Below are 25,942 nucleotides of genomic sequence, written 5' to 3'. Positions count from 1 at the left end.
ATAAATGGAAATCAAAAAACAGACAAGGCTGAGAGGGGAACTGACTGTACCGGGAGACAAATCCATCTCCCACCGGGCAGTTATGTTTGGCTCTCTTGCCCAGGGAACTACCAGGATCACACATTTTCTGGAGGGTGCAGACTGTCTCTCCACCATCTCCTGTTTCCGCAAAATGGGCGTAGACATTGAGCGCAATGCTTCTGAGATTCTGGTTCACGGCAAGGGTCTGCACGGTCTAAGTGCGCCCTCAGAAATTCTGGATGTAGGCAACAGCGGTACCACCACCCGGCTGATCTCCGGCATTCTGGCAGGCCAGTCTTTTACCAGTGAGTTAAACGGTGACGCCTCCATCCAGTCCCGCCCTATGAAGAGGATCATGACTCCCCTTCAGTCTATGGGGGCAGATATTGTCAGTATAAAAGGAAATGGATGTGCACCTTTGCGTATTACAGGAAAGTCTCTCCAGGCTGTACACTACCAGTCACCGGTTGCTTCTGCCCAGGTGAAGTCCTGCGTACTTCTGGCAGGTATGTATGCAGATGGAATCACCAGGGTAACAGAGCCCGTACTTTCCAGAAATCACACGGAGATCATGTTGAATTATCTGGGGGCCAAAGTTACTTCACAGGGTACTACCGCCTCCATTGAGCCGGAACCTTTGTTAAAGGCCAGGGAAATCCAGGTGCCTGGAGATATTTCCTCTGCTGCCTATTTTATTGCAGCAGGGCTTCTCACCCCGGACAGTCAGATCCTTCTCCGGAATGTAGGGATCAATCCTACCAGAGACGGAATCCTGAAGGTGTGCAGGGCCATGGGTGCAGATATCACCCTTCTGAATGTTAATGAGGAGGGAGAGCCGGTGGCAGACCTGCTGATCCGCTCCAGTCAGCTTCACGGTACAACAGTGGAGGGCTCTATTATCCCCACGCTCATCGATGAGATCCCTATGATTGCTGTAATGGCTGCTTTTGCAGAGGGTACCACTGTGATCCGCGATGCTGCAGAGCTGAAGGTAAAGGAGTCTGACCGTATTGCAGTCGTCACCGAAGGGCTCCGCCGTATGGGTGCAGATATCCAGCCAACAGAGGACGGTATGATCATCCACGGAGGCAAACCGCTCCAGGGTGCCAAGATCAATTCCTATCTGGATCACAGAATTGCCATGTCTTTTGCTGTGGCAGGAACTATCTGTGACGGAACCATGGATATTGTAAAGGGAGACTGCGTGAATATTTCTTATCCGGAATTTTACAAGGATCTGTATTCTCTTGGAGAATGCTGATCTGCTGCAAAAAAAGGATTGCTGATCCACAATGGACCGGCAATCCTTTTTGACTTTGTCTATGTATTTTTATCTATTTTATGTGCCTGTTTATTCTATACAGGTGATCTCCAGATAATCACTGTCATCTGCCGCATCTCCCATGACCTCAGACATACGTTCCATAGCATCCAGCAGCTCATCATCTGTTACCCCGGACATATCCATGGTGATCTTTGTATCATCACTTACGGCTGTCAGTGCATCATAAAGAGTATTGATATTCTCTGCATCCAGTCCAATCTCATCCCTCAGATATTCCAGAATCTCCTGTGCACTATCAAATTCGCTTCCATTCACATATACTTCCTGCATAATTACCTCCACATTACGTATGATGTATCTTTTTTAATACTTGATAATTTTTATCCTGTTTCCTCTTTTCATACTGTCTGAAATAGTATATAATTATCATGTCAGGGGCAGACTTTTATTACTGTCCTGATGTTCACGGTGAGTATATCACACCATTATCTATTTTTCCAGAGAGGAGCGAATATTTTTATGAAAATTTTGTTTTACGGCACAAAAAACTACGACGAAGAATTTTTCGAAAAACTTCTTCCCTCTTTCCCGGGAATCACAATCAAATTTACAGAAGCAAATATCCATGAGGAAACTGCTTCCCTTGCCAAGGGCTATGAAGCAATCTGTGCTTTTGTAAATGCAGACCTGGGTACTGAAATCATTGAGGAACTCCATAATCAGGGTGTTAAATTAATCCTTATGCGCTGTGCAGGCTACAACAACGTAGATCTGGAAACAGCCCATAAATATGGTATAAAGGTGCTCCGTGTCCCGGGATATTCTCCGGAGGCAGTTGCTGAGCATGCCATGGCTCTGGCTCTCACAGCCAACCGTCACACTCACAAGGCATATATCAAATGCCGCGAGAATAATTTTGCATTAAGCGGTCTGATGGGTGTAAACTTCTACGGCAAAACCGCCGGCATCATCGGTACCGGAAAAATCGGTCAGGCTATGGCAAGAATCTGCAGAGGCTTTGGTATGAAGGTTATCGCTTATGATCTTTTCCCAAATCCAAACCTGGATTGCGTGGAATATGTATCTTTGGACGAACTGCTGGCTCAGAGTGACCTGATCAGTCTTCACTGCCCGCTTACCAAGGAAACCAGACATCTGATCAATGCAGAGACCATCGAAAAAATGAAGGATGGTGTGATCCTTGTCAATACCTCCAGAGGTGGTCTGATCCGCACAGATGACCTGATCGCAGGCATCCGCGAGCATAAATTCTTTGCGGTAGGTCTGGACGTATACGAGGAGGAAACAGATTTCGTATTTGAGGATATGTCCGAAATGATCCTGCCAAGCTCTATCACCCAGAGACTGCTCTCCTTCCCAAATGTAGTTATGACTTCCCATCAGGGCTTCTTTACCAGAGAGGCGCTGACCAATATTGCAGAGACTACTATGGAAAATGCCAGAGCTTACATGAACGGCGAGGAACTGAAAAACGAAGTACTGTCATAAGTTCCAGACCGGACAGGAAGATCTGTCATAAACATTCTTTGAATATCCCACAAAAAAGCTCCGTAAAGATACTTCCTTGTATCTGTTACGGAGCTTTTTATTATGAATTTCTGTTCTTATTCTGCTGTATTTTCATCCTCAGAGGAATCAACGGATACAGTATCTGTACTCCTGGTTTCTGCTGTAAAGGTAGTTCCCTCAGCAGTAGAAATTTCAGCAGTTCTCTCATTGATCTTTGAGAGGATCCTGTCAGCCTCATCCCCCTCTTCCGGAGTGGGCTGATAATTGTTGTAGCCCTCATAGGCTGCAGAGGAAATGGAGCAGGGAATGATATTGGTCACATTGTCCGTCTTTACTCCATTCTGGTCAATGGTGAAGGTCTGCTGGTAGATCATGGTGTCCATATCACTGGGGGCGCTGTTTCCACCGAAGCAGAAATTGCCCAGGCTGTACACAATATTTTTCCCCTTGTAGGTCTCAATTCCCTGAAGAACATGGGGATGATGTCCGCATACCAGATCTGCGCCCTCATCTATAGCCAGACGGCCCAGAGTTGTCTGATTGCTGTCAGGACAGGTTTCTTTCTCATTTCCCCAATGGAAGATCACTACGATCAGCTGGGCGCCCTCAGCCTTTACCTTGGCAATATTATCTTTCAGCTGCTGTTCTCTCTCCAGGTGATCCTTCAGTTCATATATTCCCACCAGTCCCACTTTCACACCTTTTACATCCATAACAGCAGTTTTATCATAGCCAAAATTTACGATCCCTGCAGCATCCAGCGCTGCAATGGTATCCTCATAGCCCTGATCACCATAATCGTGGCTGTGGTTATTGGCTGTGGTAACTGCTTCCACTGAACCTGATGTGAGAATTGAGGTAAACTCTGCCGGGCCTTTAAAGGCAAAGGTTTTGTCCTCCCTGGCATCTGATTCTGTGAGAGTGCCCTCAAAATTGGCAATGGTCAGATCGTCAGCTGCAAAAATGCTCTTTACATTCTGCAGAAAATAGGCAGCTCCATTATTTTCGTAGTATGCATTTAAGCTGGTGCTGTAATCAAAGGTCTCATCTGTTCCCAGGGTACAGTCGCCTACCACACTCAGCGTAAGAGTCACAGGTGCAGACATTGTAACTGTATTCTCCGCTTCTTTTGTATCTGCGCTGTCAGAAGCTGAATCCTGGGTTGCTTTCATGGAAATCACATTATCTGAGGCTGCTTTTTTTGCATGACGGTAATTACCACATCCTTTGATTCCTGCCAGGATTAATATAAAGACAAAAACAAATATCCCAACCCCTGCTGCCAGATACAGTTTCTGGCAGGACTTCTGGTAATATCTGGATTTTCTCAGAAGCTTTCTTTTTCTTGAAGCTGCTGATCTTCCCCTTATAGGTTTCTTTTGTATAGACATATACTTTCTCTCTTTCTGTCCGGAAAGCTTTCCGGAAATTATGTATAACAGAAGCCACCCTGAAATGGGTGCAACTATTAAAAGTATATAAAGAATTCACACAATCGTCAATAAATAAGTCTTTTCATAAAGGCACATTTTTGTTATAATATTATGACAAAAGGTTACATTAATATTACAGACGTCAAAGAATTTCATAAGCAAATAATGAACCCCCAAATGGAAAGGATGAAATTTATGAAGAAATTTAAATATTTTTTACTCACAGGAATGCTTCTGGCTACAATCGGTCTGTCCGGCTGTGGCAAGAAGGCAGAGGATGATATTACAAACAAGGAGATTTTCGAAGATGATCTGCAGCCCCTTACAGAGGACGAGCTGAACGCCATGGATGCAGATACTTCAGATGACGATATGAAATCCATCGATGATCCGGACGATGCCGAAGACGTAGAAAACACAGATAATTAACAGTTATTTGAGCTCAAAAATAACCAGGAAGCGTTTTTCCTCCTGGTTTCTTTCTGTTCTTTGTATGATCTCTCCACCCAACAAATGTTGGATATTTCTGTCAGATCAAAATACAGGCATCCCCAAAAGAAAAGAATCGGTATTTTTCCTGCACTGCCACTTCATAGGCATGCATAATCGTCTCTTTTCCTGCCAGTGCGGATACCAGCATAAGAAGAGTAGATTCCGGAAGGTGGAAATTAGTGATCAGTCCATCAATCATTTTGAAATGATATCCCGGATAAATAAAAATCTCTGTCCATCCGCTGCCTGCTTTCAAAATTCCATCCTCACCGGTTGCGGATTCCAAAGTTCTGCAGCTTGTGGTTCCCACGGAAATCACACGGCCACCGGCTTTCTTGGTGTCATTGATCAGTTTTGCCTGATCCTCCTCCACAATATAGAATTCTGAATGCATATGATGCTTTTCCACATCATCTACCTTTACAGGACGGAAGGTTCCCAGACCTACATGAAGGGTCACGTGGGCAATGTTAACCCCTTTTTCCTTTACCTTTTCCAGAAGCTCCTCTGTGAAATGCAGACCTGCAGTAGGTGCTGCGGCAGAGCCTTCGTGTTTGGCATATACGGTCTGATAACGGTTCTTGTCTTTCAGTTTATGGGTGATATAAGGAGGCAGAGGCATCTCGCCCAGCTGATCCAGGATCTCCTCAAAGATTCCCTCATAGTGGAACTGGATCAGTCTGTTACCTTCATCTACCACATCCAGGATCTCGCCCTTCAAAATCCCGTTTCCGAAAGTGATCTTTGCTCCAGGGCGGGCCTTTTTACCAGGCTTGACCAGACACTCCCAGATATCATTTTCCCGTCTCTTCAGGAGAAGGATCTCAATCAGTGCCCCTGTCTCCTCCTTATGTCCGTATAATCTGGCAGGAATTACCTTGGTATCATTGATAACCAGACAGTCACCCTTGTTCAGATAATCCAGAATATCTGTAAAATGTCTGTGCTCTATACTTCCATCCTTCAGGGAAATATGCATCAGTCTGGATGAACTTCTATCCTCCAGAGGATCCTGGGCAATCAATTCCTGAGGAAGATCATAATAAAAATCTGCTGTTCTCATTTTGTCTGCTCCTCTTCTTCCTTCATCTGTTTCCTTAACTGGCGTACATAATTCCATTCTTTATTTGTCAGGTCTGCTTTTTTCAGCAGATCCGGCCGTCTCTGGACAGTGCGGAGAATGGACTGCTCTCTGCGCCATTTTTCTATATTTGCATGATGTCCGGACATTAGCACCTCCGGTACCTTTTTTCCGTGCCACTCCTCCGGACGGCTGTACTGAGGGTATTCCAGAAGATTTCCGGCAAAGGATTCTGTCTCTCCGGACTCCTGGTTATTTAGTACTCCCGGTACCATTCTGGATATGGAATCCATCATTACCATAGCCGGCAGTTCCCCGCCTGTAAGTACATAATCTCCAATGGACACATAATCTGTTACAATTTCCTCCAGCACACGTTCGTCAATTCCCTCATAATGTCCGCAGAGAAAGATAAGATCTTCCTCCGCTGCCATTTCCCGGGCCATATTCTGGTTAAACACCTGTCCCTGAGGGGTCACATATACCACCCTGGGCTTCTTTGCCGTGTGGCTGGCAATAGATTCATAGGCCAGATATACCGGCTCTGCCTGCATCAGCATCCCTGCACCGCCGCCATAAGTATAATCGTCTACCTTCTGGTGCTTGTTAAAGGCAAAATCCCGGATGTTAATGGCTTCCAGAGAAAGAAGTCCTTTGGCAATGGCCCGGCCTGTGATACTGGTATTCATACCATTTTCAATCATTTCCGGAAACAGCGTTAAAACATGAAAATTCATTTAGATTAATCCTTTCATCAGATGGATGGTCATCACATTTTTCTCCACATCCACATCCAGAATGCATTCCCTGATGGCCGGAAGAAGAATCTCTTCCCCTTCTCCGTTCTCTACCACATATACATCATTGGCCCCTGTTTCCATAACATCTGTCAGGGTTCCAAAGCTGCTGCCATCCTCCAGGACTACCTTCATACCGATCAGGTCTGCAATATAATACTCATCCTCTTCCAGATCCTGTCCCTCTTCTCTGGGAATCCACAGCTCTCTCTGTTTATACATTTCAATATCGTTGATATTATCAATGCCTTTAAATTTCAGGATCACCAGATTCTTGAAAAATCTTACTTTTTCAATTTCCAGTTTTCTTTTTTCTCTGCCTGTGTCAAGGAGAACATAATCCAGCTCCGGAAAACGCTCCGGATCTGTTGTAGGATAAACCTTAACTTCTCCCCGTACACCATGTGTGGTGGTGATCACACCTACCTTTAATAAATCCTCCATCTGCTGACTCCTCTTTTATATATAATGCTGTCAGGCTACAAAGCTATCTGTCCTGACATTTATGGTAAAAACAAGGAGCTATGGCAACCACAGCTCCTTTCCCTTTTATTTTCATTGCAGAATATCCACAATCACTTTTTTGCTGCTTTTTGAAGAGGCCGCTTTGACTACAGTACGGATTGCCTTGGCAATTCTTCCCTGGCGTCCGATCACCTTGCCCATATCGGCAGGTCCAACTTTCAGTTCTACAATAACTGCATCTTCTTTTTCAGTCTCAGTAACGACTACTTCATCCGGATTTTCAACAAGAGATTTTGCAATTACTTCCACTAATTCTTTCATTACATACCTCCCTGACCCGTCCTAGCTGGACGCTGCAGAAATACCTACTGGTAGATCTGATTATTTTTCAATTCCGGCATCCTTAAGAAGTTTAGCTACAACGTCTGTAGGCTGAGCTCCTGCTGCAAGCCATTTTTTAGCTGCTTCTTCGTCAACCTTAACTGCGCTTGGCTCAAGATTTGGATCGTATGTTCCGATCTCTTCGATGCATCTTCCGTCACGTTTGCAGCGGGAATCTGCAACTACGATTCTATAAAAAGGTGCTTTCTTCTGTCCCATTCTTCTTAATCTGATTTTAACTGCCATTGTTTCTTTTCCTCCATTAAATTAAATATATTATCTCTTAGGTTTTATGTCAAAGCGTTATTCGCTTCGCTAACTGCTCATTCCCCGGCTTCTGTGTCAGCTGTCCTGCTCACAGTCCAAAAGGAAGCTTGAATCCGCCGCCTCGCTTGCCGGCTTTGCCGCCCATAAGTCCAGGCATCTGCTTCATCATTTTTTTACTTTGCTCAAACTGTTTGACCAGACGGTTCACTTCTGCGATATCCACACCTGCACCTCTGGCAATACGGTTCTTACGGGAAATATTCAGGATTGACGGATTGGTTCTCTCCTGTGGTGTCATGGAAAGGATAATGGACTTGGTACGGTCCAGAGCCTTCTCATCGATCATTCCCTCAATATCCTTCATCTTGCTTCCCATTCCCGGAAGCATATTCAGAATACTGCCGATGCCGCCCATCTTATTCATCTGTTCCATGCTGGTCAGGTAGTCGTTGAAGTCGAAATCCATCTTCTTCAGCTTCTTCTGCATGTCCTGAGCCTGTTCCTTATCAATAGCAGCTTCTGCCTTCTCGATGAGGCTCATTACATCTCCCATACCCAGGATCCTGGAAGCCATACGCTCCGGATAGAACTGCTCTAAGTCAGAAAGCTTCTCACCCATACCTACATAGAGGATAGGTTTACCGGTTACCGCCTTAATGGAAAGTGCAGCACCACCTCGGGTATCGCCGTCCATTTTGGTCAGGATCACACCGTCGATTCCAACCTTGTCTGCAAATGTTTTGGCAACATTTACCGCATCCTGTCCTGTCATGGCATCTACCACCAGAACAGTGGCATCCACATGAATATTTTCTTTTATATCTGCAAGCTCCTGCATCATGTCTTCATCTATATGAAGTCGTCCTGCTGTATCGATCAGGACTACATTCTGCTGATGGGATTTTGCATGCTCAATTGCGGCCTTCGCAATGTCTACAGGCTTCTGCTTATCTCCCATGGAAAAAACTTCCACGCCCTGCTTCTCACCATTCACCTGCAGCTGTGTGATCGCTGCGGGACGGTAAACGTCACAGGCTACCAAAAGAGGCTTCTTACCTTTGGATTTCAGCTTACCTGCAAGCTTGGCAACCGTAGTTGTCTTACCTGCGCCCTGAAGACCTGCCATCATATATACAGTGATCTCATTTCCCGGATGCATGGGCAGCTCTGTAGTCTCACTTCCCATCAGTTTTACCAGCTCGTCATTTACGATCTTGATCACCATCTGACCGGGATTCAGACCATTCATAACATCCTGTCCGATTGCCTGCTCCTGTACGGACTTGGTAAACTGCTTTACAACCCTGAAGTTAACATCTGCTTCCAGAAGAGCCATCTTAACTTCCTTAAGGGCAAGCTTCACATCCTCCTCTGTAAGGCGGCCTTTGCTTCGAAGCTTCTTAAACACATTCTGCAGTTTATCTGTCAAGCTCTCAAATGCCATATATTATAACTCCTCTAAAATCTCGCTGGATATATTTGCAATTTCCTCGGAATGATACTCCTGCGCCAGAACCCGTATTCTTTTCACCTGGGCTCTGATATTCAGGAATTTCTCAACCAGATGGAGCTTCTGTTCATATTCCTCCAGAGTCTTGTTGCATCTCTTTACCATATCATGCACACCCTGGCGGCTGATTCCCAGATCCTCTGCCACTTCACTGAGAGAATAATCCTCCAGCACCACGCTCTCATAAACCTGCTGCTGTCTCTCTGTCAGAAGCTCACCATAAAAATCATACAAATAACCCTGCTCTACAAACTTCTCCATCTGTAATCACCTTGGCTATCATACCTTATAATTTTACCTGTGTCAAGTATTTTTTCTTGACAGAAAAAATATTTATAAACTTGGTCTGATCAGGCGGGGTCTGCAGCCTGCATCCTCCAGTGCCTTCACGATCTGATTCTTGTGTTCTGTGCCAAAGGCCTCCAGAGTGATCTTCAGTTCCACAGCTGCATTTCTGTTGGTACTTACAAACTGGTTGTGGTCCAGCTTGATCACATTACCCTGCTGTCCGGCGATCACACTGGCAACTCTCACCAGTTCACCCGGCTTATCCGGGATCAGCACTGAAACTGTAAAGATTCTGTCTCTCTGGATCAGTCCGTGCTGGACAACAGAAGACATGGTGATCACATCCATATTTCCTCCGCTTAAGATAGAAACGATCTTTTTATTCTTTACATCCAGATGACGGAGGGCAGCCACTGTAAGGAGGCCGGAATTCTCAACGATCATCTTATGATTTTCCACCATATCCAGGAAAGCTACAATCAGCTCATCATCTTCAATAGTAATGATATCATCCAGATTCTGCTGGATATATGGGAAGATTTTCTTGCCCGGTGTCTGTACTGCAGTACCGTCTGCAATGGTATTTACATGGGGAAGAGTCACCACCTCACCCTTAGCCAGGGAAGCCTTCATGCAGGCTGCTCCTGCCGGTTCCACACCGATCACCTTAATGTGTGGATTGAGAAGCTTTGCCAGAGTGGAGACACCTGTTGCCAGACCGCCGCCTCCGATAGGAACCAGGATATAGTCCACAAGCGGAAGCTCCTGGACAATTTCCATGGCAATGGTACCCTGACCTGTGGCAACTGCCGGATCATCAAAAGGATGGATAAAGGTATAACCCTCTTTCTCAGCCAGTTCCAGGGCATGGGCGCAGGCCTCATCATATACATCACCGTGAAGAATTACCTGTGCGCCATAGCTTTTGGTTCTCTCAACCTTGATCAGCGGAGTAGTGGTAGGCATGACGATCACTGCCTTCACTCCGTATTTATATGCCGCATAAGCCACACCCTGGGCATGGTTTCCTGCGGATGCTGTGATCAGTCCCTTATTTCTCTCTTCTTCCGAAAGAGTGCTGATCTTATAATAAGCGCCACGAACCTTGTATGCTCCTGTGCGCTGCATATTCTCCGGTTTGAGGTAAACCTTATTGCCGGTCAGATCGCTGAAATAACTGCTTTTGATCAGTTTTGTTTCCTGTGTCACCTGTTTTACAATCTCTGCTGCCTGTTCAAAGCTTTCTAATGTAAGCATTGTTTTTCCTCCTTTAGTTGTCCGGCTCATCCTTGTGGTCTACATCAAACAATGCATTTACAAATGCATCTGCATCGAATTTCTGAAGATCGTCAATACTTTCGCCTACACCAATGTATTTTACCGGTATATCCAGCTCAGACTGGATCGCCACTGCAATACCGCCCTTGGCTGTTCCATCCAGCTTGGTAAGGATGATACCATTTACATTTGCCACCTCTGAGAACTGTCTTGCCTGGGAAAGGGCATTCTGTCCTGTGGTACCATCCAGCACCACCAGAGTTTCCAGATAAGCCTCCGGATACTCTCTCTCCAGAATTTTATAAATCTTACGCAGCTCCTCCATAAGATTCTTCTTATTATGAAGACGTCCTGCTGTATCACACAGAAGAACATCTGCATTTCTCGCCTTTGCTGCTGCAACTGCATCATAAACTACAGAAGCCGGATCTGCACCGGACTGTCCGCCAATGATCTCCACTCCTGCACGGTTTGCCCACTGTGTCAGCTGCTCACCTGCTGCTGCACGGAAGGTATCCGCAGCTGCCAGGATCACCTTCTTGCCCTGATCCTTCAGCTTGCCCGCAAGCTTGCCTACAGAAGTAGTCTTTCCCACACCGTTGACACCGATCACAAGGATCACGGACTTACGGTTCTCAAACTCATATTCTGTGCTGTCCACACGCATCTGCTCCTTGATTTCATTGATCAGAAGCTGTTTGCATTCCATTGGCTCCTTAATGTGCTGTTCTGCAACTTCTTTTTTCAGATTTTCTATAATAGAAGTAGTGGCATTAATACCAATATCTCCCATGATCAGGATTTCCTCCAGTTCCTCATAGAAATCCTCGTCAATACTGGAAAAGCCACTGAAAATACTGTCAAAGCCGGCAACGATATTATCTCTGGTCTTGGCCAGTCCGCTGACCAGTCGTTTGAAAAAGCCTTTCTTCTCTTCTGCCATAATACTCCTCCTGTTACTGGGTAAGCTGGTTCTCTACAAGATCTACGGAAACCAGCGTAGATACCCCTTTTTCCTGCATGGTGATACCATAAAGCCTGTCGGCTGCATTCATGGTCCCACGCCTATGGGTTATTATAATAAATTGTGTGTTTTTCGTCAACTTCTGTAAATATCCTGCAAATCTTCCTACATTGGAGTCATCCAACGCTGCCTCGATCTCATCCAAAAGACAGAAAGGAGAGGGCTTCAGGTTCTGAATGGCAAAAAGCAGGGCAATGGCTGTCAGTGCCTTTTCTCCACCGGAAAGCTGCATCATATTCTGAAGCTTTTTCCCTGGCGGCTGAGAGGTGATCCGGATTCCTGCTTCCAGGATGTCTGCCTCCTCGTCCAGCTCCAGAGTTCCTTTTCCTCCTCCGAAAAGCTCTTTGAAGGCTTTATCAAACTCTCTCTGGATTTCTGCAAATTTCTCTGTAAACTGCTTACGCATTCCTTCATCCAGCTCCTGTATGATCTGCTCCAGAGTTTTCTCTGCAGTGATCAAATCATTATACTGTCCGGAAAGGAAGGTGTGCCGTTCCAGAAGATCCTTATAATCCTCAATGGCATTAACATTAACAGAACCCAGTCTGCGGATCTCCTCCTTGATCTGAGCTACCTGCTTTTTCATTTCAGGCAGATCGGTCAGCTCCTCCTTTCTGTAGGAAAGGGCATTGTTGGGAGTGATCTCATACTCCTCCCACATATAGGAAATACGTTCTTCCCTGCTCTCCTCCAGCTTATCCATCTGGCTTTTCAGACGGAAGCACTCTTTGTCCAGAAGGCCGATCTGACCGGAAAGCTGATCTCTTTTTTCAAAAAATTCTTTATGCTTTCCGTTTCTCTTCTCTTTCTCCTTTTGCCATTTCTCCAGCTGCAGCTTTGCTTCCTGCGCCTGGATACCGGAGTTGGCAGCCTCTGTTTTCAGCTCCTGGATCGTCAGTTTCTTCTGCTCCATCTCCTCACTGCTGTGGGCAAGAGATTCATAGATACTTTTTTGCTCATTCTCCAGAGTCTGGGTCTCCGAATTCAGACGGTTCAGATTTTCCTGGTCAAACCGGTTCTTCTGATCCAGGGAAGAAGCCTGAAGACGGATTTCCTCCAACTCTCTGGTTAGCTTTGTCTCTTCTTCCTTCCACTGATCCAGCTCTGCCTGTTTCTCCTCTATGAAGCTTTCCAGCTCCTGTTCATCCTGGCGGGAGCTTTCCAGCTCCCTGGCAATCTGCTCATGATCCTGACGGATTTCCAGCATCTGGCGTCTGATCTGTTCCTTGTCTCTGTTGATCTGCTCATAGCCTCCGCGGATTTCCTCTGCTTTCTCTTCCTGCTGGGCAATATTCATCTTTGCAGTATTCTGTTCTATATACTGCTGGCGGAGCTTGTCTTGAAAATCTGCAATGGCATCCCGAAGTACATTTCTTCTGTTTCTGTTGTCTTCCATTGCCTTCTGGATCATGGCAACCTCTGACTTCAGCTTTGCAACGCCTTTTTCCAGTTCCTCGATCTCTCTCCTTCGTCCAAGGAGATTACTGTTATTCTTAAAAGCACCACCTGTCATGGAACCACCCGGGCTTAAGGACTCACCCTCTATGGTAACCATTCGCAGGCTATGTCTGTACTTTCTGCCGATAGCAATGGCATGGTCAATATGATCCACCACCAGTACCCTTCCCAGTAAAAATCTGGCAATCTGCTGATACTGAGGTGCTGTAGTCACCAGTTCACTGGCCACACCGATCACTCCCGGTTCTTTCAGTGCTTCCCTGGGTGAAAACTCCCCTCTGGGACTGATACTGCTCATAGGCAGGAAGGTTGCCCTTCCATATCGGTTCTTTTTCAAAAACTCGATCAGGGTTTTGGCTGTCTGCTCATTGTCTGTGACAATATTCTGGATGCTACCTCCCAAAGCAGTCTCAATTGCTACCTCATAATCCTTGTTTACCTGGATCAGATCCGCCACAACACCCTGGATACCGGGAACCCGTTCCTTCTGTTCCATTACCCGGCGGATACTGTTGCCGTAACCATCATAGCGCTCTGTAAGATTACGTAAGGATTCCAGTCTGGAGGCTTCTCTGTGATAAGAGGTCTGCTCCTTTTCCAGCTGAACCGTCTGCTCCTTTAATTTCTCCTGGATATTTCCCACTTCCTGATTCAGTCTGTCACATTCCTCGTTTGCAGAATGGATGGATTCTGTAATGGAATCATACTGCTCCTGGGCTTTCCTGAGGATGGTCTGCTGCTCCTCCTCTTCACTCTTTAAGCGGAGGATCCTCTGGCTGATCTCAGCCTTTCTGATATCCGCCTGCTCCATCATTGCATCAAATCTCTGGGCTTTTCCCTTAGTATTGGCACGACTGTTCAAAATTTCTATGATCTCATTCTTGCCTTCCTCCACAGCCTGGGTACAGGTCCGGATATTTTCCTGGGCAGTATTAAGCTTCTCTTCTTCATCCTTCAGTCTGCTGCGCACTTCCTTTAACTGTGAATAAAGATCGGATTTCTCTTCTTCCAGCTCTTTTCTGGAAGCCTCTCTTACAGCCAGCTCCTCCTCTATGGTTTTCAGACGGCCCCTGTAATGGTCCTCATTCTGGACTCCGGCCAGAATCTGCTCATTCAGTACATTAATCTGGCCTTCCAGCTGCTGCTTGTGCAAAGCCTGCTCCTGGCTTTCCATGCGCAGGGCATCCATTCTGGTATTTAATTCCTCCAGTTCCTGTTCCAGCCTGTCATATTCCACTCTGGTCTGTTCATATTCCTTCTGTGTATCCTCCAGATTCTCCTGAGCAAGCCTGTGCTTCTCTCCCAGCTCTTTCAGGCTCTCTGCTGTGGAGGAATATTCCAAAAGAAACATATTTACATCCAGTTCCTTCAAAGCCTCTCTTTTTGCCAGATAAATCTTCGCTGTCTCAGACTGCTTCTCCAAAGGTCCCAGCTGTCTGGTAAGCTCTGACAGAATATCTGTCACACGAACCAGATTCTGACGTTCCTCTTCCAGCTTTTTTACTGTTGTATTTTTTCTTCTCTTAAATTTGACAATTCCTGCTGCCTCATCAAAAAGCTCCCTGCGTTCCTCCGGCTTACCACTTAAAATACGGTCAATCTGACCCTGGCCGATAATGGAATATCCTTCCTTACCGATACCTGTGTCATAAAACATTTCATTAATATCCTTCAGTCTGCAGTTACTGCCATTGATCAGATATTCACTTTCCCCTGAACGGTAAAGCCGCCTGGTAACAGTAACCTCATTAAATTCTACAGGAAGCTTATGATCTGAATTATCCAGCGTAATGGCAACAGAAGCATAGCTTAAGGGCTTTCTGGTCTCTGTTCCCGAGAATATAACATCCTGCATATTCCCCCCTCGGAGAGACTTTGCGCTTTGTTCTCCCAATACCCAACGCACTGCATCACCAACATTGCTCTTACCACTTCCATTAGGCCCTACAATACCGGTAATCCCGTTATGGAATTCAAAATTGATCTTCTGGGCAAAGGATTTAAAGCCCTGTACCTCAATATTCTTTAAATACATAGTTCACCTGTCTATTTTTTTATCTCACGGATCGCCTGATATGCGGCAGCCTGTTCTGCTGCCTTCTTGGTATGGCCGGTTCCTGTTCCCATAAGTCTGCCATTCACTCTTGCTTCCACTGTGAAGCTTTTGTTATGATCCGGTCCTTCCTCAGCAATCAGCACATATTCCACCGGCTGGGTGCCTTTTTCCTGGACGATTTCCTGTAAGATGGTCTTGCTATCATAAAAGAGCTGTTTGTGTTCAATATCATTCAGAATAAATTTCAGTACAAACTCCTTTGCACTAGCAAAACCACCATCCAGATAAATAGCTCCAAGCAGAGCTTCTGTAGCATCTGAAACAATAGAATCCCTGTTTCTGCCGCCTGTCATATCTTCACCCTTTCCAAGGAGCAGAAACTGGGGCAGGCCAAACTCTCTGGCGCAATAAGCAAGGCTTGGCTCACATACCAGACTGGCTCTCTTTTTTGTCAGTTCTCCCTCAGGAACCTTGGAAAACCTGGCATACAAAAAATCACTGCTGATCAGCTCCAGCACAGCATCTCCCAGAAACTCCAGTCTCTCATTACAGCCCAGCTTGCCAAGCTTCTTTTCATTGGCATAAGAGCTGTGGGTAAGGGCCTGGGTAAGATAGTGTTTATTTTTAAAATGATATCCTATGATTTCTTCCAGTTCTTCTGTCTTTTTATTCATAACATCATTCTCCTTAATGCGATTACAGGGCGCTGTCCTCACAGCCCCCTGCCTCTTCGCTTCGTCTGTTATTTCCTGTTACTTTTTGTATTGCTCTCCGGTCTGAATTCCAGCCCGGTTATCGGATCGCACGAATTGCTTCCACAGCATCTCCTACTGTCCGGATCTGCTCTGCTGCTTCGTTCTCCAACTCAATATCATATTCCTCTTCCATTCCCATGATTATCTGAAAAATGTCCAGAGAATCTGCTCCCAGATCATCCACAAAGGTAGTATCTGCAGTTATGGTATCCGGGTCAATATTCAGGACCTCCCCAATAATCTCTCTGAGCTTTTCAAGTTCCATCCTTCATCCTCCTTCCCTTTTTGACAGCCTGGCTACTACTCCTGCTTCTCTGCAGTCTTATCCGGCTGGTCCTCCAGAATATGTTCTGCGATTTTTTCATTAATCTTCTGCTGTTTGAACTGCACACACTGGAAAATAGCATGTTTGATCTCAATTGCCTTTGCACTTCCATGGGTTTTCACCACCAGACCCTTCAGGCCCAGAAGCGGTGCTCCTCCATGCTCACTGGCATCAAAGGATTTCAAAGTGGATTTCAGTGCAGGCTTGATCAGAAGAGCTCCTATTTTTGTCTTCAGACTGGTCATCAGTCCTTCCTTCACCTTCTGGATCAGTGCGCCGCCTACACCTTCATATAATTTCAGGATAACATTACCCACAAAGGCTTCACATACTACCACATCTGCATATCCATAGGGAATATCTCTGGCTTCAATGCTTCCGATAAAATTAATTCCCTTGCATTCCTTAAGCAACGGGAAAGTTTCTTTTACCAGTGCATTTCCCTTCTCTTCTTCAGCTCCATTATTAACAATGGCCACCTTTGGATTTTTGATTCCCACTACATTCTCCATATAGATGGATCCCATCTTTGCGAACTGTACCAGATGAGAGGGACGTGCGTCCACATTTGCGCCACAGTCGATCAGCAGGGCCACTCCCTTGGTGGTAGGGATCAGCGGTGCAAGAGGAGGTCTCTCCACCCCCTTACTTCTGCCTACCAGTACCTGTCCGCCTACCAGCACAGCTCCTGTACTTCCTGAGGAAACAAAAGCATCTGCTTCCTGTGTCTTAACCAGCTTCAGACCCACTACAATGGAGGAATCCTTTTTCTTACGGATTGCAAATACAGGCGGTTCTGCTGTCTCGATCACCTCTGAGGCAGGAACGACCTGGATTTGTTCTGTGGGATATCCGGAGTATTTTGCCAGTTCTCCCTCTATCACATCCTGTTTTCCTGTAAGTATTACTTTTATATCCTGTCTCTCAGTTACAGCTTCCACTGCTGCCTTGACAGGTTCTGCGGGGGCATTATCCCCGCCCATTGCATCTACCACTACCCTGACCTGTTCTGCCATGATTTCTGCCTCCTGTTTCTCTCACTGTAATGATTCCGTTTCTGTCAGATCATTACTCTTCTTTCATATCTGTCAATAATCCATAATCTGTATCATACTAAAGAAAACCTCTGCAAGTCAATACTTCTGCTGTATTTTATTTACGCTTTCTGGGCTTGGATTCTCTCTGCCAGATCATTTAAATACACCCATCTGTCCATTTTTTCATCAAGCTTCTGCTGGGTGTTTTCTTTCTCTTCCATAATCTCCCGAAGCTTCATGGAATTGGTGGCATTTGCCTCCATGTCCTTGTCCAGCTTCTCCAGCTTCTCTTCCAGAGCAGCGATCTCATCATCAATGGTCTCAAATTCTCTCTGCTCCTTGTAACTGAATTTCAGCTTCTGGGGACGGTTCTGCTTCCAGTCTGCCTGGGAAGCCTTCTTTCTGTTTTTATCCTCTTCACTGTCAGTAGCAGACTTTCCTCCCTGCATATCAGAGACAGCGCCTTTTTTATTTACTGCCTGGGCATAATCCGTATATCCGCCCTCATACTGAGTGAGGCGTCCCTCCCCTTCAAACGCAAAAATCCTGTCCACAATATTATCCAGAAAATATCTGTCATGAGAGACTGCGATCACAATTCCTGCAAAAGAATCCAGATAGTCTTCCAGGATTGTCAATGTGGGGATATCCAGGTCATTGCTTGGCTCATCCAGAAGCAACACATTGGGCGCCTCCATCAGAACCTTCAGCAGATAAAGTCTTCTCTTCTCTCCCCCTGACAGCTTGGCAATAGGCGCATACTGCATGGCTGAATCAAAAAGGAATCTCTCCAGCATCATTGTTGCAGAAATCTTCCCATCTCTGGTAGGAATATATTCCGCTACATCACGGATATAATCGATCACACGCTGATCCGTATCCATATCCGGTACCTCCTGTGCAAAATACCCAATGCGGATAGTCTCCCCGATTTCCACATCCCCTGCATCCGGCTGTACCATCCCATCAATAATCTTGATCAAAGTTGACTTTCCGCATCCATTGGGGCCGATAATTCCCAGACGCTGATTACGCAGCACAATATAATTAAAATCATCCAGAATCTTCTTTTCGCCAAAGCTCTTACTGATGTGATGAAGCTCAATGGTCTTCTTTCCCATACGGGTTTCCACAGAATCCAGCTCCACACTGGCATCCCTCACAGGTGCCTTTCCATTCTTCAGAGCTTCCAGACGTTCCAGACGGGCTCGCTGCTTGGTACTTCTGGCCCTGCAGCCACGTTTCGCCCACTCCAGTTCCATGCGGAGCACACTCTGCCTCTTCCTCTCACTGGCAAGCTCCATCTCCTCACGCTCTGCCTTCAGCTCCAGAAATTTCGAGTAATTGGCCTCATAAGCATACAGATTTCCATGGGAAATCTCCAGAATTTTATTGGTAACCCTGTCAAGAAAATATCGGTCATGGGTAACCATGATCACAACCCCCTTAAAGCTTCTCAGAAAATCCTCCAGCCAGGTCACCATCTCATTATCCAGATGGTTGGTGGGCTCATCCAGAAGCAGCACATCACAGGGATTCACCAGCGTCCTGGCCAGCGCCACCCTTTTCTTCTGCCCGCCGGACAAATGATCAATCTTTTCCTCATGATCCGTAATCCCAAGCTTATTCAGCACATTTCTTGCTTCGCTTTCTGTACTCCAGTCCTTCTGCCATTTTCCTTCAGCCACATAATCCAGGATAGAAGCTCCCTGGGGAAACTCCGGCATCTGCGGCAGATAGGTAATCCGCAGACCATTCTGTGTGATCACCTGTCCCTCATCCGGCTCCTCCAGACCACCGATAATCTTTAAGATCGTAGATTTCCCGGTTCCGTTAATCCCGATAATCCCAATCTTATCCCCCTGATGCACTCCATAGGAAACATCATCCAGAACCGTCTTCTCGCCAAACACCTTGGAAACATGCTCTATATTCAGAATATTCATAAGTCCAAACCTCTCTCGTAATTTTCATTTTCTACCTGTTTTTACTTATCCGAAAACAAATTTGCACCTTATTATACCATTTTTCTCCCTTTTCTAAAACCCCCAGTTATCCAGAACATCTCCCTCCCAAAACAACTTTCGACGTTCAATACCCAGCGCAGAAAAATAGTTTGTTTTGGGTGCATTTGCAGGGTTCTTAGATATTCTTAGCCGTCAGGAATCTGCGTTATGAGCAATCTGAGACACTGTCTGAGCGCAGCGAGTTTGGCTCTGATTGCTCATGCTTTTAGCAGATTTATGACAGCTTAGAATATCTTAGTGCCCGAAACCGCACCCAAAACAAACTATTTTTCTGCGCGTCCCTTTTCAAAGATACGCAAAAAGCTCCTCTCCAGGCAAACCCGAAGAGGAGCATCCCAAACACTATTCATTTTCAAGAAAAGAGCATTAGTTCATCTCTGTTCCGTTCTCAACTGCATATTTCAGTCCCTGAACTGCAACTGCCAGTGTAGCTTCCTGTACAGTAGCACTTCCAAGATCACCCATATCCAGTGTCAGAGTATCATCATCATTTGCAGTCACACCAAAGGTAAGTGACATTTCAGATACTTCATCCTCAATAGTTACTGTTGCATTTTCCTCATCAAAAGTACCTTTGCCGATGAAGCTTACATAATTATCATCCTGGTCGATCACAAGCACTGAGCAGAAAGTTCCATCTTCATTTGCTGCATAAATAAAAGTCTCACCTGCTTCTGTCTCACCGGAATAGCATTCTGTAAGCAGATCACCCATATCCTGATAGGTCTTGTTGTAATCTGCCTCATCGCCGGTTCCCTCGTAAGGTTCCAGAGTTGCTGTCAGCTCCTCAGTATCTGGGTCATAAAGCTCCAGAAGATTTTCCTCTTCATTTGCCTGTACCAAATAAGATACCATATTTTCATCATCATACGTGCCGTCGTCATTTGCAAGCTGCATTACCAGCGCTGTATTCTCTCCATCTGAGCTCAGCGCATATACGCCTAAAATATCCTGTTCTTCATCCTTCCACTGACCAAAAAACGAATTATCTTTGTAGAATCCGTAGATATCTCCTGCGCTGTCCTTCCAGAGTCCTAACATTGCCTCTGATACATCCGCGACATCTCCGTCATCTGCTGCTTCTTCTGTAGTCTCCTCTGCTGCCCATACCGGAACAACCATAGAGCTTACCATTGCAGTAGCACAAAGACCTGCCATTATTTTTTTCCAGTTTTTCATATTTTTTTACCATCCTTTCTTAAAATGTGTGTACATATTTCTAAACTGAATTTCTATGTTCTTACTATAAAAAATTTCAGTCTTATTTTCAAGATACATGGGATTAAATGACATTTTTCATGAAATATGGAAAAATGAATAAATATTTATGGTATTACTTGCTTTCAGTAAGGAATCCGTACTTGAATAACTCATGAAAATACGCTAAAATACAAATTATGTTTAAGTTAATTTAGGAGGTACCCCTTTTGAATATTGCAATCCTTGACGATTCAAAGGAAGATCTGCGTCAGGTAAAATCTGTCATTTCTTCTTATTATGAATCCCAGAATACATCCGCAGACATCCATTTGTATTCCAGCGCAGAAGCTTTTTTTACTAAATACATACCCGGATTTTACGACCTGATCATTATGGATATTTATATGGGCAGTATGACCGGTATGGATGCAGCCAGAAAGCTCCGCGAAGCCAGGGATACAGCTGCTCTGATTTTTATTTCAAGCAGTGATTCCTTTGCTGTGGAAAGCTATGATGTACAGGCATCCTACTATCTGCTGAAGCCCTTTGACCCGGAGAAGCTTTGCCGGATCCTCTCAACGATCCAGTTCAGGCAGTCGCAGAATTCCAGATATATAGAGCTGATCTCCGACCGCACCCCTGTAAAGATTCCTATCAGAAGCATTCTGTACGTGGATACCTACCGCAATGCAGTTCAGGTACATACCACAGATGCAGGTATCATACGCTCCTACATAACCTTCCAGAAATTCGAAGAGCTTCTGGAGGGAATGAAATGTTTTCTCTCCTGTTACAGAGGCTGTATCGTAAATATGGATCACATCGAGAAATCCACAGATGAAGGCTTTGTTATGGACAATCAGGAGCTTGTCACTGTACGCAAACGTGGCTCCAACGCAATAAAAAAAGCATATCTGGAATACTTATTCTCTTCAGACTCTGATAAATAAGTATTTCCGATATGCCTTTCCCCCTCCGGGCAGTAACTATTTATTTACTGTACTGTTTTCACCGGCAGAAAGATATTTACTTTAAAAATACCCTCTTCTGTATTAAAAACTACATATCCGCCCATTCGTTGTACCACTTCTGCCACAGATGCTGTTCCGATTCCAAAGCCTTCATGCTTTGTTGAATAAAAAACTTTTTCTCTTCGCTGGATTTCATTGGAATATGGATTTGAAATCTCTATCAGAAGCTTCTTGTTCTTAACCTTTGTAAGCATCTTTACATAAGGCTTATTTTCCGGCAACAGATCTTTTACTGCATCTACGGCATTTTCCAGAAGATTTCCATATATTTTGCACAGATCTGTATCTGAAATGCCAATGTTCTGCGGCAGCATCATATCACATTCAAAAGGAATCCCTTTCTCTCTCAGTTCTCCTGCATAAAAATGGATCACTGCATCTACGGCCATGTTTCTGCAATAACAGATTAGCTTTTCCTCTTCTGTTATAACGGATGCATACTCCTGCAGGTATTCCATCATCTCCTGATATTTTCCCTGCTGGGTGTAAGACATGATGGTGCGCAGATGGTGTCTCATATCATGGCGCATCCTGCTGATCTCATCCACCTTTTCTGTAAGTTCCTCATAATTCTGTTTCTGTATCTGCAGTTTCTGTTCCATCTGACGGCTGTATTCTCTATAGGTAAGCTGAAATCTGTAAGCATTGGCAATCTCCATCCACAGAGTCAGTCCCACACTGGCTACAAGCACTGCTGCACCAATTTCCGTAAACCACCCGCCAATGATCGGCTCATATAATCTCCATATCCGGTCTGCTGCCAGAGACGCTGCATAAACAACAATTCCCACTAAAAGTACATTACTGTACTTCTGTTTTATCTCCTTTACACTTCTGAAAAGCAGATAACCGGCTGCTGCCCACTTCAAAATCTCTGTAAGCTTAGAGATCCGATACAGCCCTGTTGCAGACTGGGCCCTGCTGCACAGCATTTCTGCCACAAAAACCATCACTCCGGCTGCTGCGGCCACACCTGCAAGAATTTCCGGAATCCTTTCCTCACCTCCCAGGATCTTCTGTTGGACCAGCATAACACCGGCAAACATCAGATAATAGAACAATGCCTCCATTCCATAACAAGGCTGTACTTTTACTGCAACAAAGGAATGCAGGATCGGATAAGAACCATATCCCAGCACACAGATACAAAGCAGGGCAAAAAGTCCAAACTCCACTTTTTTAGTTCGCATATACATATACACTGAAAAAATCAGGATAAAAAATGTAAAAGCCATAAATACCACAGCAATCATAAGTGACAACCCGCGGATAAGATTCACTTTAAAAGGAGAAGCCAAAACCGGCACATACTGAATTCCCGATGACACCGAATGTTTGTCTGTCACTGCGATCACAATCTCTGCAGTTCCTTTTCCCTCAAAGGTAAATACCCTGTTCTGAATCTGCTCCTGGTAATTGTCCGGATCCGGATTTCCCATCTGCCCCATCAATTCCCCATTAATATACAGCTTGTAAGCAGAAAAAATCTCTGTCAGGCCAATAGCATATTGTTTTTCTTTTTCAGGAAGCACCAGGGTCATCCGATAGGTACCACTTCCAAAAGGAGATTTATTTTTGTCGCCCAGGTCCATTCCACCGTACTCGCCAATGGAAACATAACAGCTGTAGTATTTATCCTTCTTTTCCTTTATTTCCTGCGGTGTCAGCAATACATCCGGATAATATTCCCATTCCCTGGCAAGATAATGCACAGAATCATCATCAGGCACATAGAGGATTCCCTGAATGGCCTGATCTCCCCTGGCCGTATATTTGTTATCAAAGCAGTAAAACAGAAAGAATACGCCCATAGCCAATGCAAATACAGTTGCTATAAGTAGTAATGAATATTTCCAGTTCTTCTTCATTGCTGACACCTCCTTCTGTTTTCAGGTGCTTTGTTTGCCTTTCCACTGTCGCTTATCTGCGTTTTTTACGAATTGCAAAAATAATGGCAGCCACCACGATACATACTGCCGATAATGTAAGTATTATCATCAGAAACTGTTTGGCGGAATTCTCTGTTTTCTGCTCTGTCTTTTGCCCCGTTTCCTCCTCTGGCATTGGCTCTTCTGTAAAACCTATATCTTCTCCGTCTGAAATAGCTTTCACACTGTCCTCAACCGTCTGGTCCTCGATATTTTCCGACTCTCCATCTGTCAAAAAATAGTCCCCTGTCTGTCCGATCTCCATACGGAGAACATTTTGCTTTTCCTGATAGCTCACTGTATATTGATTTCCCTGCACATCCTCCGCTTTTACTGTTTCAGGTGACTGGATTCCGCCAAACACAGATATCTGAAATTCCACCACTGTTCCCGGAACTTCTGTTACCTCCTCACCTCTGACAAAAATCCGCAGAGAAAATGCAGTTTCTGACGTTTTCTCGATTCCTATCTGGATTTCATCCTCTGCATTGATCTTCCATCCGTTCACTGTATCCGGAGAAAATGTTACAGAGATTCCCTGTTTCTCATACCTTGCACTTCCATTCTGTTGGATCATAAGAAGCATTCTCTTTCCACTGACTGCAGTAATGGTGTCGGTGCTTAACTCTGTCACAGAATTCTCTGTATCCGATATTTCAGCAGATTTTGCATCAGAAGCTTTGTTACTGCTGCTATTCTGTCCGTCTGTATTATTGTCTGTTCCGTAAGAATTGTCATAATGATATCCGGCACTTCCCGTATTCAGATTCTCTTCCTTTTCTCCCTGTACTACTTCTGACGAAGCAGGTGCTTTCTGCACAATGTCAGGAAGATCTTTTTCCTCCCTGTCTGAAAAATTCCGCTCATGCCAGTATTCGTTGACAATAAAGGCATCATTATAGGAAAAAGAATAAATTCCCGTGCTCCCATTCTCATAGACAGCACAGATCTGGTAGTTCTGTCCTTTCTTTAATATCTCTCTGTAATAAATCTGAATTCCATCAGAAGTCACTTCCACCAGGTCATCATCTATTTTCCAGTAATTCCCCTCATTCTCAGAAAGATAAACCTGTATATTCCGGCGTTCCTCTGTGGAAAGTCCATCCAGTAGCACAGGAAATTCCAGCAGATCCACAGTTGGCATACTGTAGGTATTAATCTGTGGTTCTCCTTTTTTCTGTACAGAAAGATATGCATATGCCTCTGGCAGCGCCAGGCTGTCAGCTACTTCATATCCTTCTGGGATTACAAATGATCCGGTTACCTTGTACACACCTTGTTTTTCCCTGTTTACCTGGCTCAGATCCCAGGAGGATTCCAGAATCAGCTCCGGATTCTCGGCTGTATTTTCAAATGTTTCAGCAGTACTGACCCTCAGTCTGATATTCTCCTTCAATTCTTTCTCAATCTGCTTCAGGCTTCCCCCCGTTTTTACTGCATAGGCAGCACATCTGCTGAGATATTTCTCATCTCCGGTATCATAAGAACAGATGATCTTTCCAGGCTTCTGTGTGTTTCCAAGCAAACTGTGCTGATAACCGTAAATTTTAAGACTGCCGTCTTTTTGGTATTGAAACCGCAGAGTATTGGTCTGCTTCTTTCCATTATCATAGGTTACCAGCAGGGAATAGGTATTACCCACAACCATACTCTGGTTAGATACATACAGCCCCTCCTCTTCACAGAGAGCAAAGCCCTCCTCAGTAAGATTGATCCACTGTCCGCTTTCTTTCTTCAGATAAGCTTCCATGGAATCGGAATTTTCCTGTTTCAACCAGGGAAATATATAGATTCCTGCCGCAGTCAGCCTGTAATATGTATTAATATCCGGTTTGTCCGGGTACTGCACAGAAACAGTTGTCTGCACCTGCAGACTTTCACTCTCTTCAAAAGCATACTCAGGCGAAAGTTTAAATACACCTTTCACTGTATAAACGCCTGCCAGTTTCATATTCACAGAAGAAACATCCCAGAAAACCGGAATATGCAGTGTATCTGCATCTGTATAAACTGTATAGAAAACCTGGGACAGTTTCTCAGCGATCAGTTCGCTGCTTTTATTTATTTCTACAGCTACTGCAGGAATATCATGAGGTACGATCACATCATTTACCTGGATCACCGCGCCCCATACTGTGGTATTTTTTTTCATTCCCCATATGCCAGTCAGACACAGGGCTATCATAAAAATCAGAACTGTTATTTTCTGTTTTCTCATGCTTTTCCATACTTTCATTTTACGTTACTGCTCAATCTGTTATCTTTATTCTCAA

Annotated in this window: 23 protein-coding genes; 4 read left to right on the top strand and 19 right to left on the bottom strand. The window is 44.9% G+C overall.

Going from position 1 to position 25,942, the window contains the following annotated elements; all coding sequences use genetic code 11:
* The first annotated feature begins 4 nt into the window (after positions 1-4).
* Positions 5-1,282: a 3-phosphoshikimate 1-carboxyvinyltransferase gene (gene aroA / locus ACTNC6_RS02890; protein WP_441043160.1), complete on the top strand. Its 1,278-nt coding sequence runs from the start codon at positions 5-7 to the stop codon at positions 1,280-1,282.
* 90 nt (positions 1,283-1,372) lie between these two features.
* Here the strand turns inward: aroA and ACTNC6_RS02885 are convergent, their stop codons facing one another.
* Positions 1,373-1,636 carry a barstar family protein gene (locus ACTNC6_RS02885; RefSeq protein ID WP_019161362.1) on the bottom strand — a complete coding sequence of 88 codons (264 nt, stop codon included), beginning with the start codon at positions 1,634-1,636 and terminating at the stop codon, positions 1,373-1,375.
* Positions 1,637-1,825: 189 nt separating this feature from the next.
* On the opposite strand from ACTNC6_RS02885, the gene ACTNC6_RS02880 reads away from it, so the two are divergent.
* Positions 1,826-2,815, top strand: coding sequence for a 2-hydroxyacid dehydrogenase (locus ACTNC6_RS02880; RefSeq protein ID WP_433844193.1), 990 nt, complete (start codon positions 1,826-1,828; stop codon positions 2,813-2,815).
* Between the two features lie 116 nt (positions 2,816-2,931).
* Here the strand turns inward: ACTNC6_RS02880 and ACTNC6_RS02875 are convergent, their stop codons facing one another.
* Positions 2,932-4,227 (bottom strand): CapA family protein, encoded by a 1,296-nt coding sequence (locus tag ACTNC6_RS02875; protein ID WP_441043159.1) that lies wholly within the window; start codon positions 4,225-4,227, stop codon positions 2,932-2,934.
* A gap of 237 nt (positions 4,228-4,464) precedes the next feature.
* Here ACTNC6_RS02875 and ACTNC6_RS02870 point away from each other — a divergent pair, with 237 nt between their 5' ends.
* Positions 4,465-4,698: a hypothetical protein gene (locus tag ACTNC6_RS02870; protein WP_173742997.1), complete on the top strand. Its 234-nt coding sequence runs from the start codon at positions 4,465-4,467 to the stop codon at positions 4,696-4,698.
* A gap of 100 nt (positions 4,699-4,798) precedes the next feature.
* Here the strand turns inward: ACTNC6_RS02870 and queA are convergent, their stop codons facing one another.
* The 15 genes from queA to ACTNC6_RS02795 all read right to left on the bottom strand — a co-directional run bounded on the left by queA (position 4,799) and on the right by ACTNC6_RS02795 (position 20,689).
* Positions 4,799-5,824: a tRNA preQ1(34) S-adenosylmethionine ribosyltransferase-isomerase QueA gene (gene queA / locus ACTNC6_RS02865; RefSeq protein ID WP_173742996.1), complete on the bottom strand. Its 1,026-nt coding sequence runs from the start codon at positions 5,822-5,824 to the stop codon at positions 4,799-4,801.
* Positions 5,821-6,579 (bottom strand): tRNA (guanosine(37)-N1)-methyltransferase TrmD, encoded by a 759-nt coding sequence (gene trmD, locus ACTNC6_RS02860; RefSeq protein ID WP_441035086.1) that lies wholly within the window; start codon positions 6,577-6,579, stop codon positions 5,821-5,823. Before trmD ends, queA begins: the two co-directional genes overlap by 4 nt.
* A complete protein-coding gene (gene rimM, locus ACTNC6_RS02855; RefSeq protein ID WP_173742994.1) occupies positions 6,580-7,083 on the bottom strand; it encodes a ribosome maturation factor RimM in 504 nt (167 codons plus the stop codon).
* 111 nt (positions 7,084-7,194) lie between these two features.
* Positions 7,195-7,425 (bottom strand): KH domain-containing protein, encoded by a 231-nt coding sequence (locus ACTNC6_RS02850; RefSeq protein WP_019161355.1) that lies wholly within the window; start codon positions 7,423-7,425, stop codon positions 7,195-7,197.
* Between the two features lie 60 nt (positions 7,426-7,485).
* Positions 7,486-7,731: a 30S ribosomal protein S16 gene (gene rpsP, locus ACTNC6_RS02845; RefSeq protein WP_019161354.1), complete on the bottom strand. Its 246-nt coding sequence runs from the start codon at positions 7,729-7,731 to the stop codon at positions 7,486-7,488.
* A 109-nt stretch (positions 7,732-7,840) separates the two neighbouring features.
* Entirely contained in the window at positions 7,841-9,196 is a 1,356-nt protein-coding gene (gene ffh / locus ACTNC6_RS02840; protein WP_186994884.1) for a signal recognition particle protein, read from the bottom strand.
* Positions 9,197-9,199: 3 nt separating this feature from the next.
* Complete coding sequence (ylxM, locus tag ACTNC6_RS02835; RefSeq protein WP_019161352.1) at positions 9,200-9,523, bottom strand: YlxM family DNA-binding protein; 324 nt, start codon at positions 9,521-9,523, stop codon at positions 9,200-9,202.
* Between the two features lie 72 nt (positions 9,524-9,595).
* Positions 9,596-10,807 carry a threonine ammonia-lyase gene (gene ilvA, locus ACTNC6_RS02830; RefSeq protein WP_441035084.1) on the bottom strand — a complete coding sequence of 404 codons (1,212 nt, stop codon included), beginning with the start codon at positions 10,805-10,807 and terminating at the stop codon, positions 9,596-9,598.
* A 13-nt stretch (positions 10,808-10,820) separates the two neighbouring features.
* The gene (ftsY, locus tag ACTNC6_RS02825) at positions 10,821-11,771 is read right to left on the bottom strand and encodes a signal recognition particle-docking protein FtsY (protein WP_441035082.1); all 951 of its coding nucleotides are present in this window, start codon (positions 11,769-11,771) and stop codon (positions 10,821-10,823) included.
* 13 nt (positions 11,772-11,784) lie between these two features.
* Positions 11,785-15,345 carry a chromosome segregation protein SMC gene (gene smc, locus ACTNC6_RS02820; RefSeq protein ID WP_441043158.1) on the bottom strand — a complete coding sequence of 1,187 codons (3,561 nt, stop codon included), beginning with the start codon at positions 15,343-15,345 and terminating at the stop codon, positions 11,785-11,787.
* An 11-nt stretch (positions 15,346-15,356) separates the two neighbouring features.
* Positions 15,357-16,040 carry a ribonuclease III gene (gene rnc, locus ACTNC6_RS02815; protein WP_019161348.1) on the bottom strand — a complete coding sequence of 228 codons (684 nt, stop codon included), beginning with the start codon at positions 16,038-16,040 and terminating at the stop codon, positions 15,357-15,359.
* A 118-nt stretch (positions 16,041-16,158) separates the two neighbouring features.
* A complete protein-coding gene (gene acpP / locus ACTNC6_RS02810) occupies positions 16,159-16,386 on the bottom strand; it encodes an acyl carrier protein (RefSeq protein WP_441035078.1) in 228 nt (75 codons plus the stop codon).
* Between the two features lie 35 nt (positions 16,387-16,421).
* Positions 16,422-17,462, bottom strand: coding sequence for a phosphate acyltransferase PlsX (plsX, locus tag ACTNC6_RS02805; RefSeq protein ID WP_441035076.1), 1,041 nt, complete (start codon positions 17,460-17,462; stop codon positions 16,422-16,424).
* Between the two features lie 140 nt (positions 17,463-17,602).
* Positions 17,603-19,429 (bottom strand): ABC-F family ATP-binding cassette domain-containing protein, encoded by a 1,827-nt coding sequence (locus tag ACTNC6_RS02800; RefSeq protein ID WP_441035074.1) that lies wholly within the window; start codon positions 19,427-19,429, stop codon positions 17,603-17,605.
* Between the two features lie 447 nt (positions 19,430-19,876).
* Positions 19,877-20,689 (bottom strand): hypothetical protein, encoded by an 813-nt coding sequence (locus ACTNC6_RS02795; protein ID WP_441035072.1) that lies wholly within the window; start codon positions 20,687-20,689, stop codon positions 19,877-19,879.
* A 248-nt stretch (positions 20,690-20,937) separates the two neighbouring features.
* On the opposite strand from ACTNC6_RS02795, the gene ACTNC6_RS02790 reads away from it, so the two are divergent.
* Positions 20,938-21,660, top strand: coding sequence for a LytR/AlgR family response regulator transcription factor (locus ACTNC6_RS02790; RefSeq protein WP_441035070.1), 723 nt, complete (start codon positions 20,938-20,940; stop codon positions 21,658-21,660).
* 44 nt (positions 21,661-21,704) lie between these two features.
* On the opposite strand, the gene ACTNC6_RS02785 is transcribed toward ACTNC6_RS02790, so the two are convergent.
* Both ACTNC6_RS02785 and ACTNC6_RS02780 read right to left on the bottom strand, forming a co-directional pair.
* Positions 21,705-23,609 (bottom strand): sensor histidine kinase, encoded by a 1,905-nt coding sequence (locus tag ACTNC6_RS02785; RefSeq protein WP_441043157.1) that lies wholly within the window; start codon positions 23,607-23,609, stop codon positions 21,705-21,707.
* Positions 23,610-23,661: 52 nt separating this feature from the next.
* Positions 23,662-25,905, bottom strand: a complete 2,244-nt coding sequence (locus tag ACTNC6_RS02780) for a hypothetical protein (protein ID WP_441043156.1) — start codon at positions 25,903-25,905, stop codon at positions 23,662-23,664.
* Positions 25,906-25,942 lie beyond the last annotated feature (37 nt).

Origin of the sequence: Blautia sp. HCP3S3_C4 (assembly GCF_052064095.1) — a bacterium.
Classification (GTDB): domain Bacteria; phylum Bacillota; class Clostridia; order Lachnospirales; family Lachnospiraceae; genus Blautia_A.
This window is presented reverse-complemented; position numbering and strand designations above follow the sequence as displayed.

Bases quoted from the DNA above. Each gene is read 5' to 3' on its own strand.
- aroA (WP_441043160.1), top strand. From the start codon at position 5: ATGGAAATCAAAAAACAGACAAGGCTGAGAGGGGAACTGACTGTACCG.
- ACTNC6_RS02885 (WP_019161362.1), bottom strand. From the start codon at position 1,636: ATGCAGGAAGTATATGTGAATGGAAGCGAATTTGATAGTGCACAGGAG.
- ACTNC6_RS02880 (WP_433844193.1), top strand. From the start codon at position 1,826: ATGAAAATTTTGTTTTACGGCACAAAAAACTACGACGAAGAATTTTTC.
- ACTNC6_RS02875 (WP_441043159.1), bottom strand. From the start codon at position 4,227: ATGTCTATACAAAAGAAACCTATAAGGGGAAGATCAGCAGCTTCAAGA.
- ACTNC6_RS02870 (WP_173742997.1), top strand. From the start codon at position 4,465: ATGAAGAAATTTAAATATTTTTTACTCACAGGAATGCTTCTGGCTACA.
- queA (WP_173742996.1), bottom strand. From the start codon at position 5,824: ATGAGAACAGCAGATTTTTATTATGATCTTCCTCAGGAATTGATTGCC.
- trmD (WP_441035086.1), bottom strand. From the start codon at position 6,579: ATGAATTTTCATGTTTTAACGCTGTTTCCGGAAATGATTGAAAATGGT.
- rimM (WP_173742994.1), bottom strand. From the start codon at position 7,083: ATGGAGGATTTATTAAAGGTAGGTGTGATCACCACCACACATGGTGTA.
- ACTNC6_RS02850 (WP_019161355.1), bottom strand. From the start codon at position 7,425: ATGAAAGAATTAGTGGAAGTAATTGCAAAATCTCTTGTTGAAAATCCG.
- rpsP (WP_019161354.1), bottom strand. From the start codon at position 7,731: ATGGCAGTTAAAATCAGATTAAGAAGAATGGGACAGAAGAAAGCACCT.
- ffh (WP_186994884.1), bottom strand. From the start codon at position 9,196: ATGGCATTTGAGAGCTTGACAGATAAACTGCAGAATGTGTTTAAGAAG.
- ylxM (WP_019161352.1), bottom strand. From the start codon at position 9,523: ATGGAGAAGTTTGTAGAGCAGGGTTATTTGTATGATTTTTATGGTGAG.
- ilvA (WP_441035084.1), bottom strand. From the start codon at position 10,807: ATGCTTACATTAGAAAGCTTTGAACAGGCAGCAGAGATTGTAAAACAG.
- ftsY (WP_441035082.1), bottom strand. From the start codon at position 11,771: ATGGCAGAAGAGAAGAAAGGCTTTTTCAAACGACTGGTCAGCGGACTG.
- smc (WP_441043158.1), bottom strand. From the start codon at position 15,345: ATGTATTTAAAGAATATTGAGGTACAGGGCTTTAAATCCTTTGCCCAG.
- rnc (WP_019161348.1), bottom strand. From the start codon at position 16,040: ATGAATAAAAAGACAGAAGAACTGGAAGAAATCATAGGATATCATTTT.
- acpP (WP_441035078.1), bottom strand. From the start codon at position 16,386: ATGGAACTTGAAAAGCTCAGAGAGATTATTGGGGAGGTCCTGAATATT.
- plsX (WP_441035076.1), bottom strand. From the start codon at position 17,462: ATGGCAGAACAGGTCAGGGTAGTGGTAGATGCAATGGGCGGGGATAAT.
- ACTNC6_RS02800 (WP_441035074.1), bottom strand. From the start codon at position 19,429: ATGAATATTCTGAATATAGAGCATGTTTCCAAGGTGTTTGGCGAGAAG.
- ACTNC6_RS02795 (WP_441035072.1), bottom strand. From the start codon at position 20,689: ATGAAAAACTGGAAAAAAATAATGGCAGGTCTTTGTGCTACTGCAATG.
- ACTNC6_RS02785 (WP_441043157.1), bottom strand. From the start codon at position 23,609: ATGAAGAAGAACTGGAAATATTCATTACTACTTATAGCAACTGTATTT.
- ACTNC6_RS02780 (WP_441043156.1), bottom strand. From the start codon at position 25,905: ATGAAAGTATGGAAAAGCATGAGAAAACAGAAAATAACAGTTCTGATT.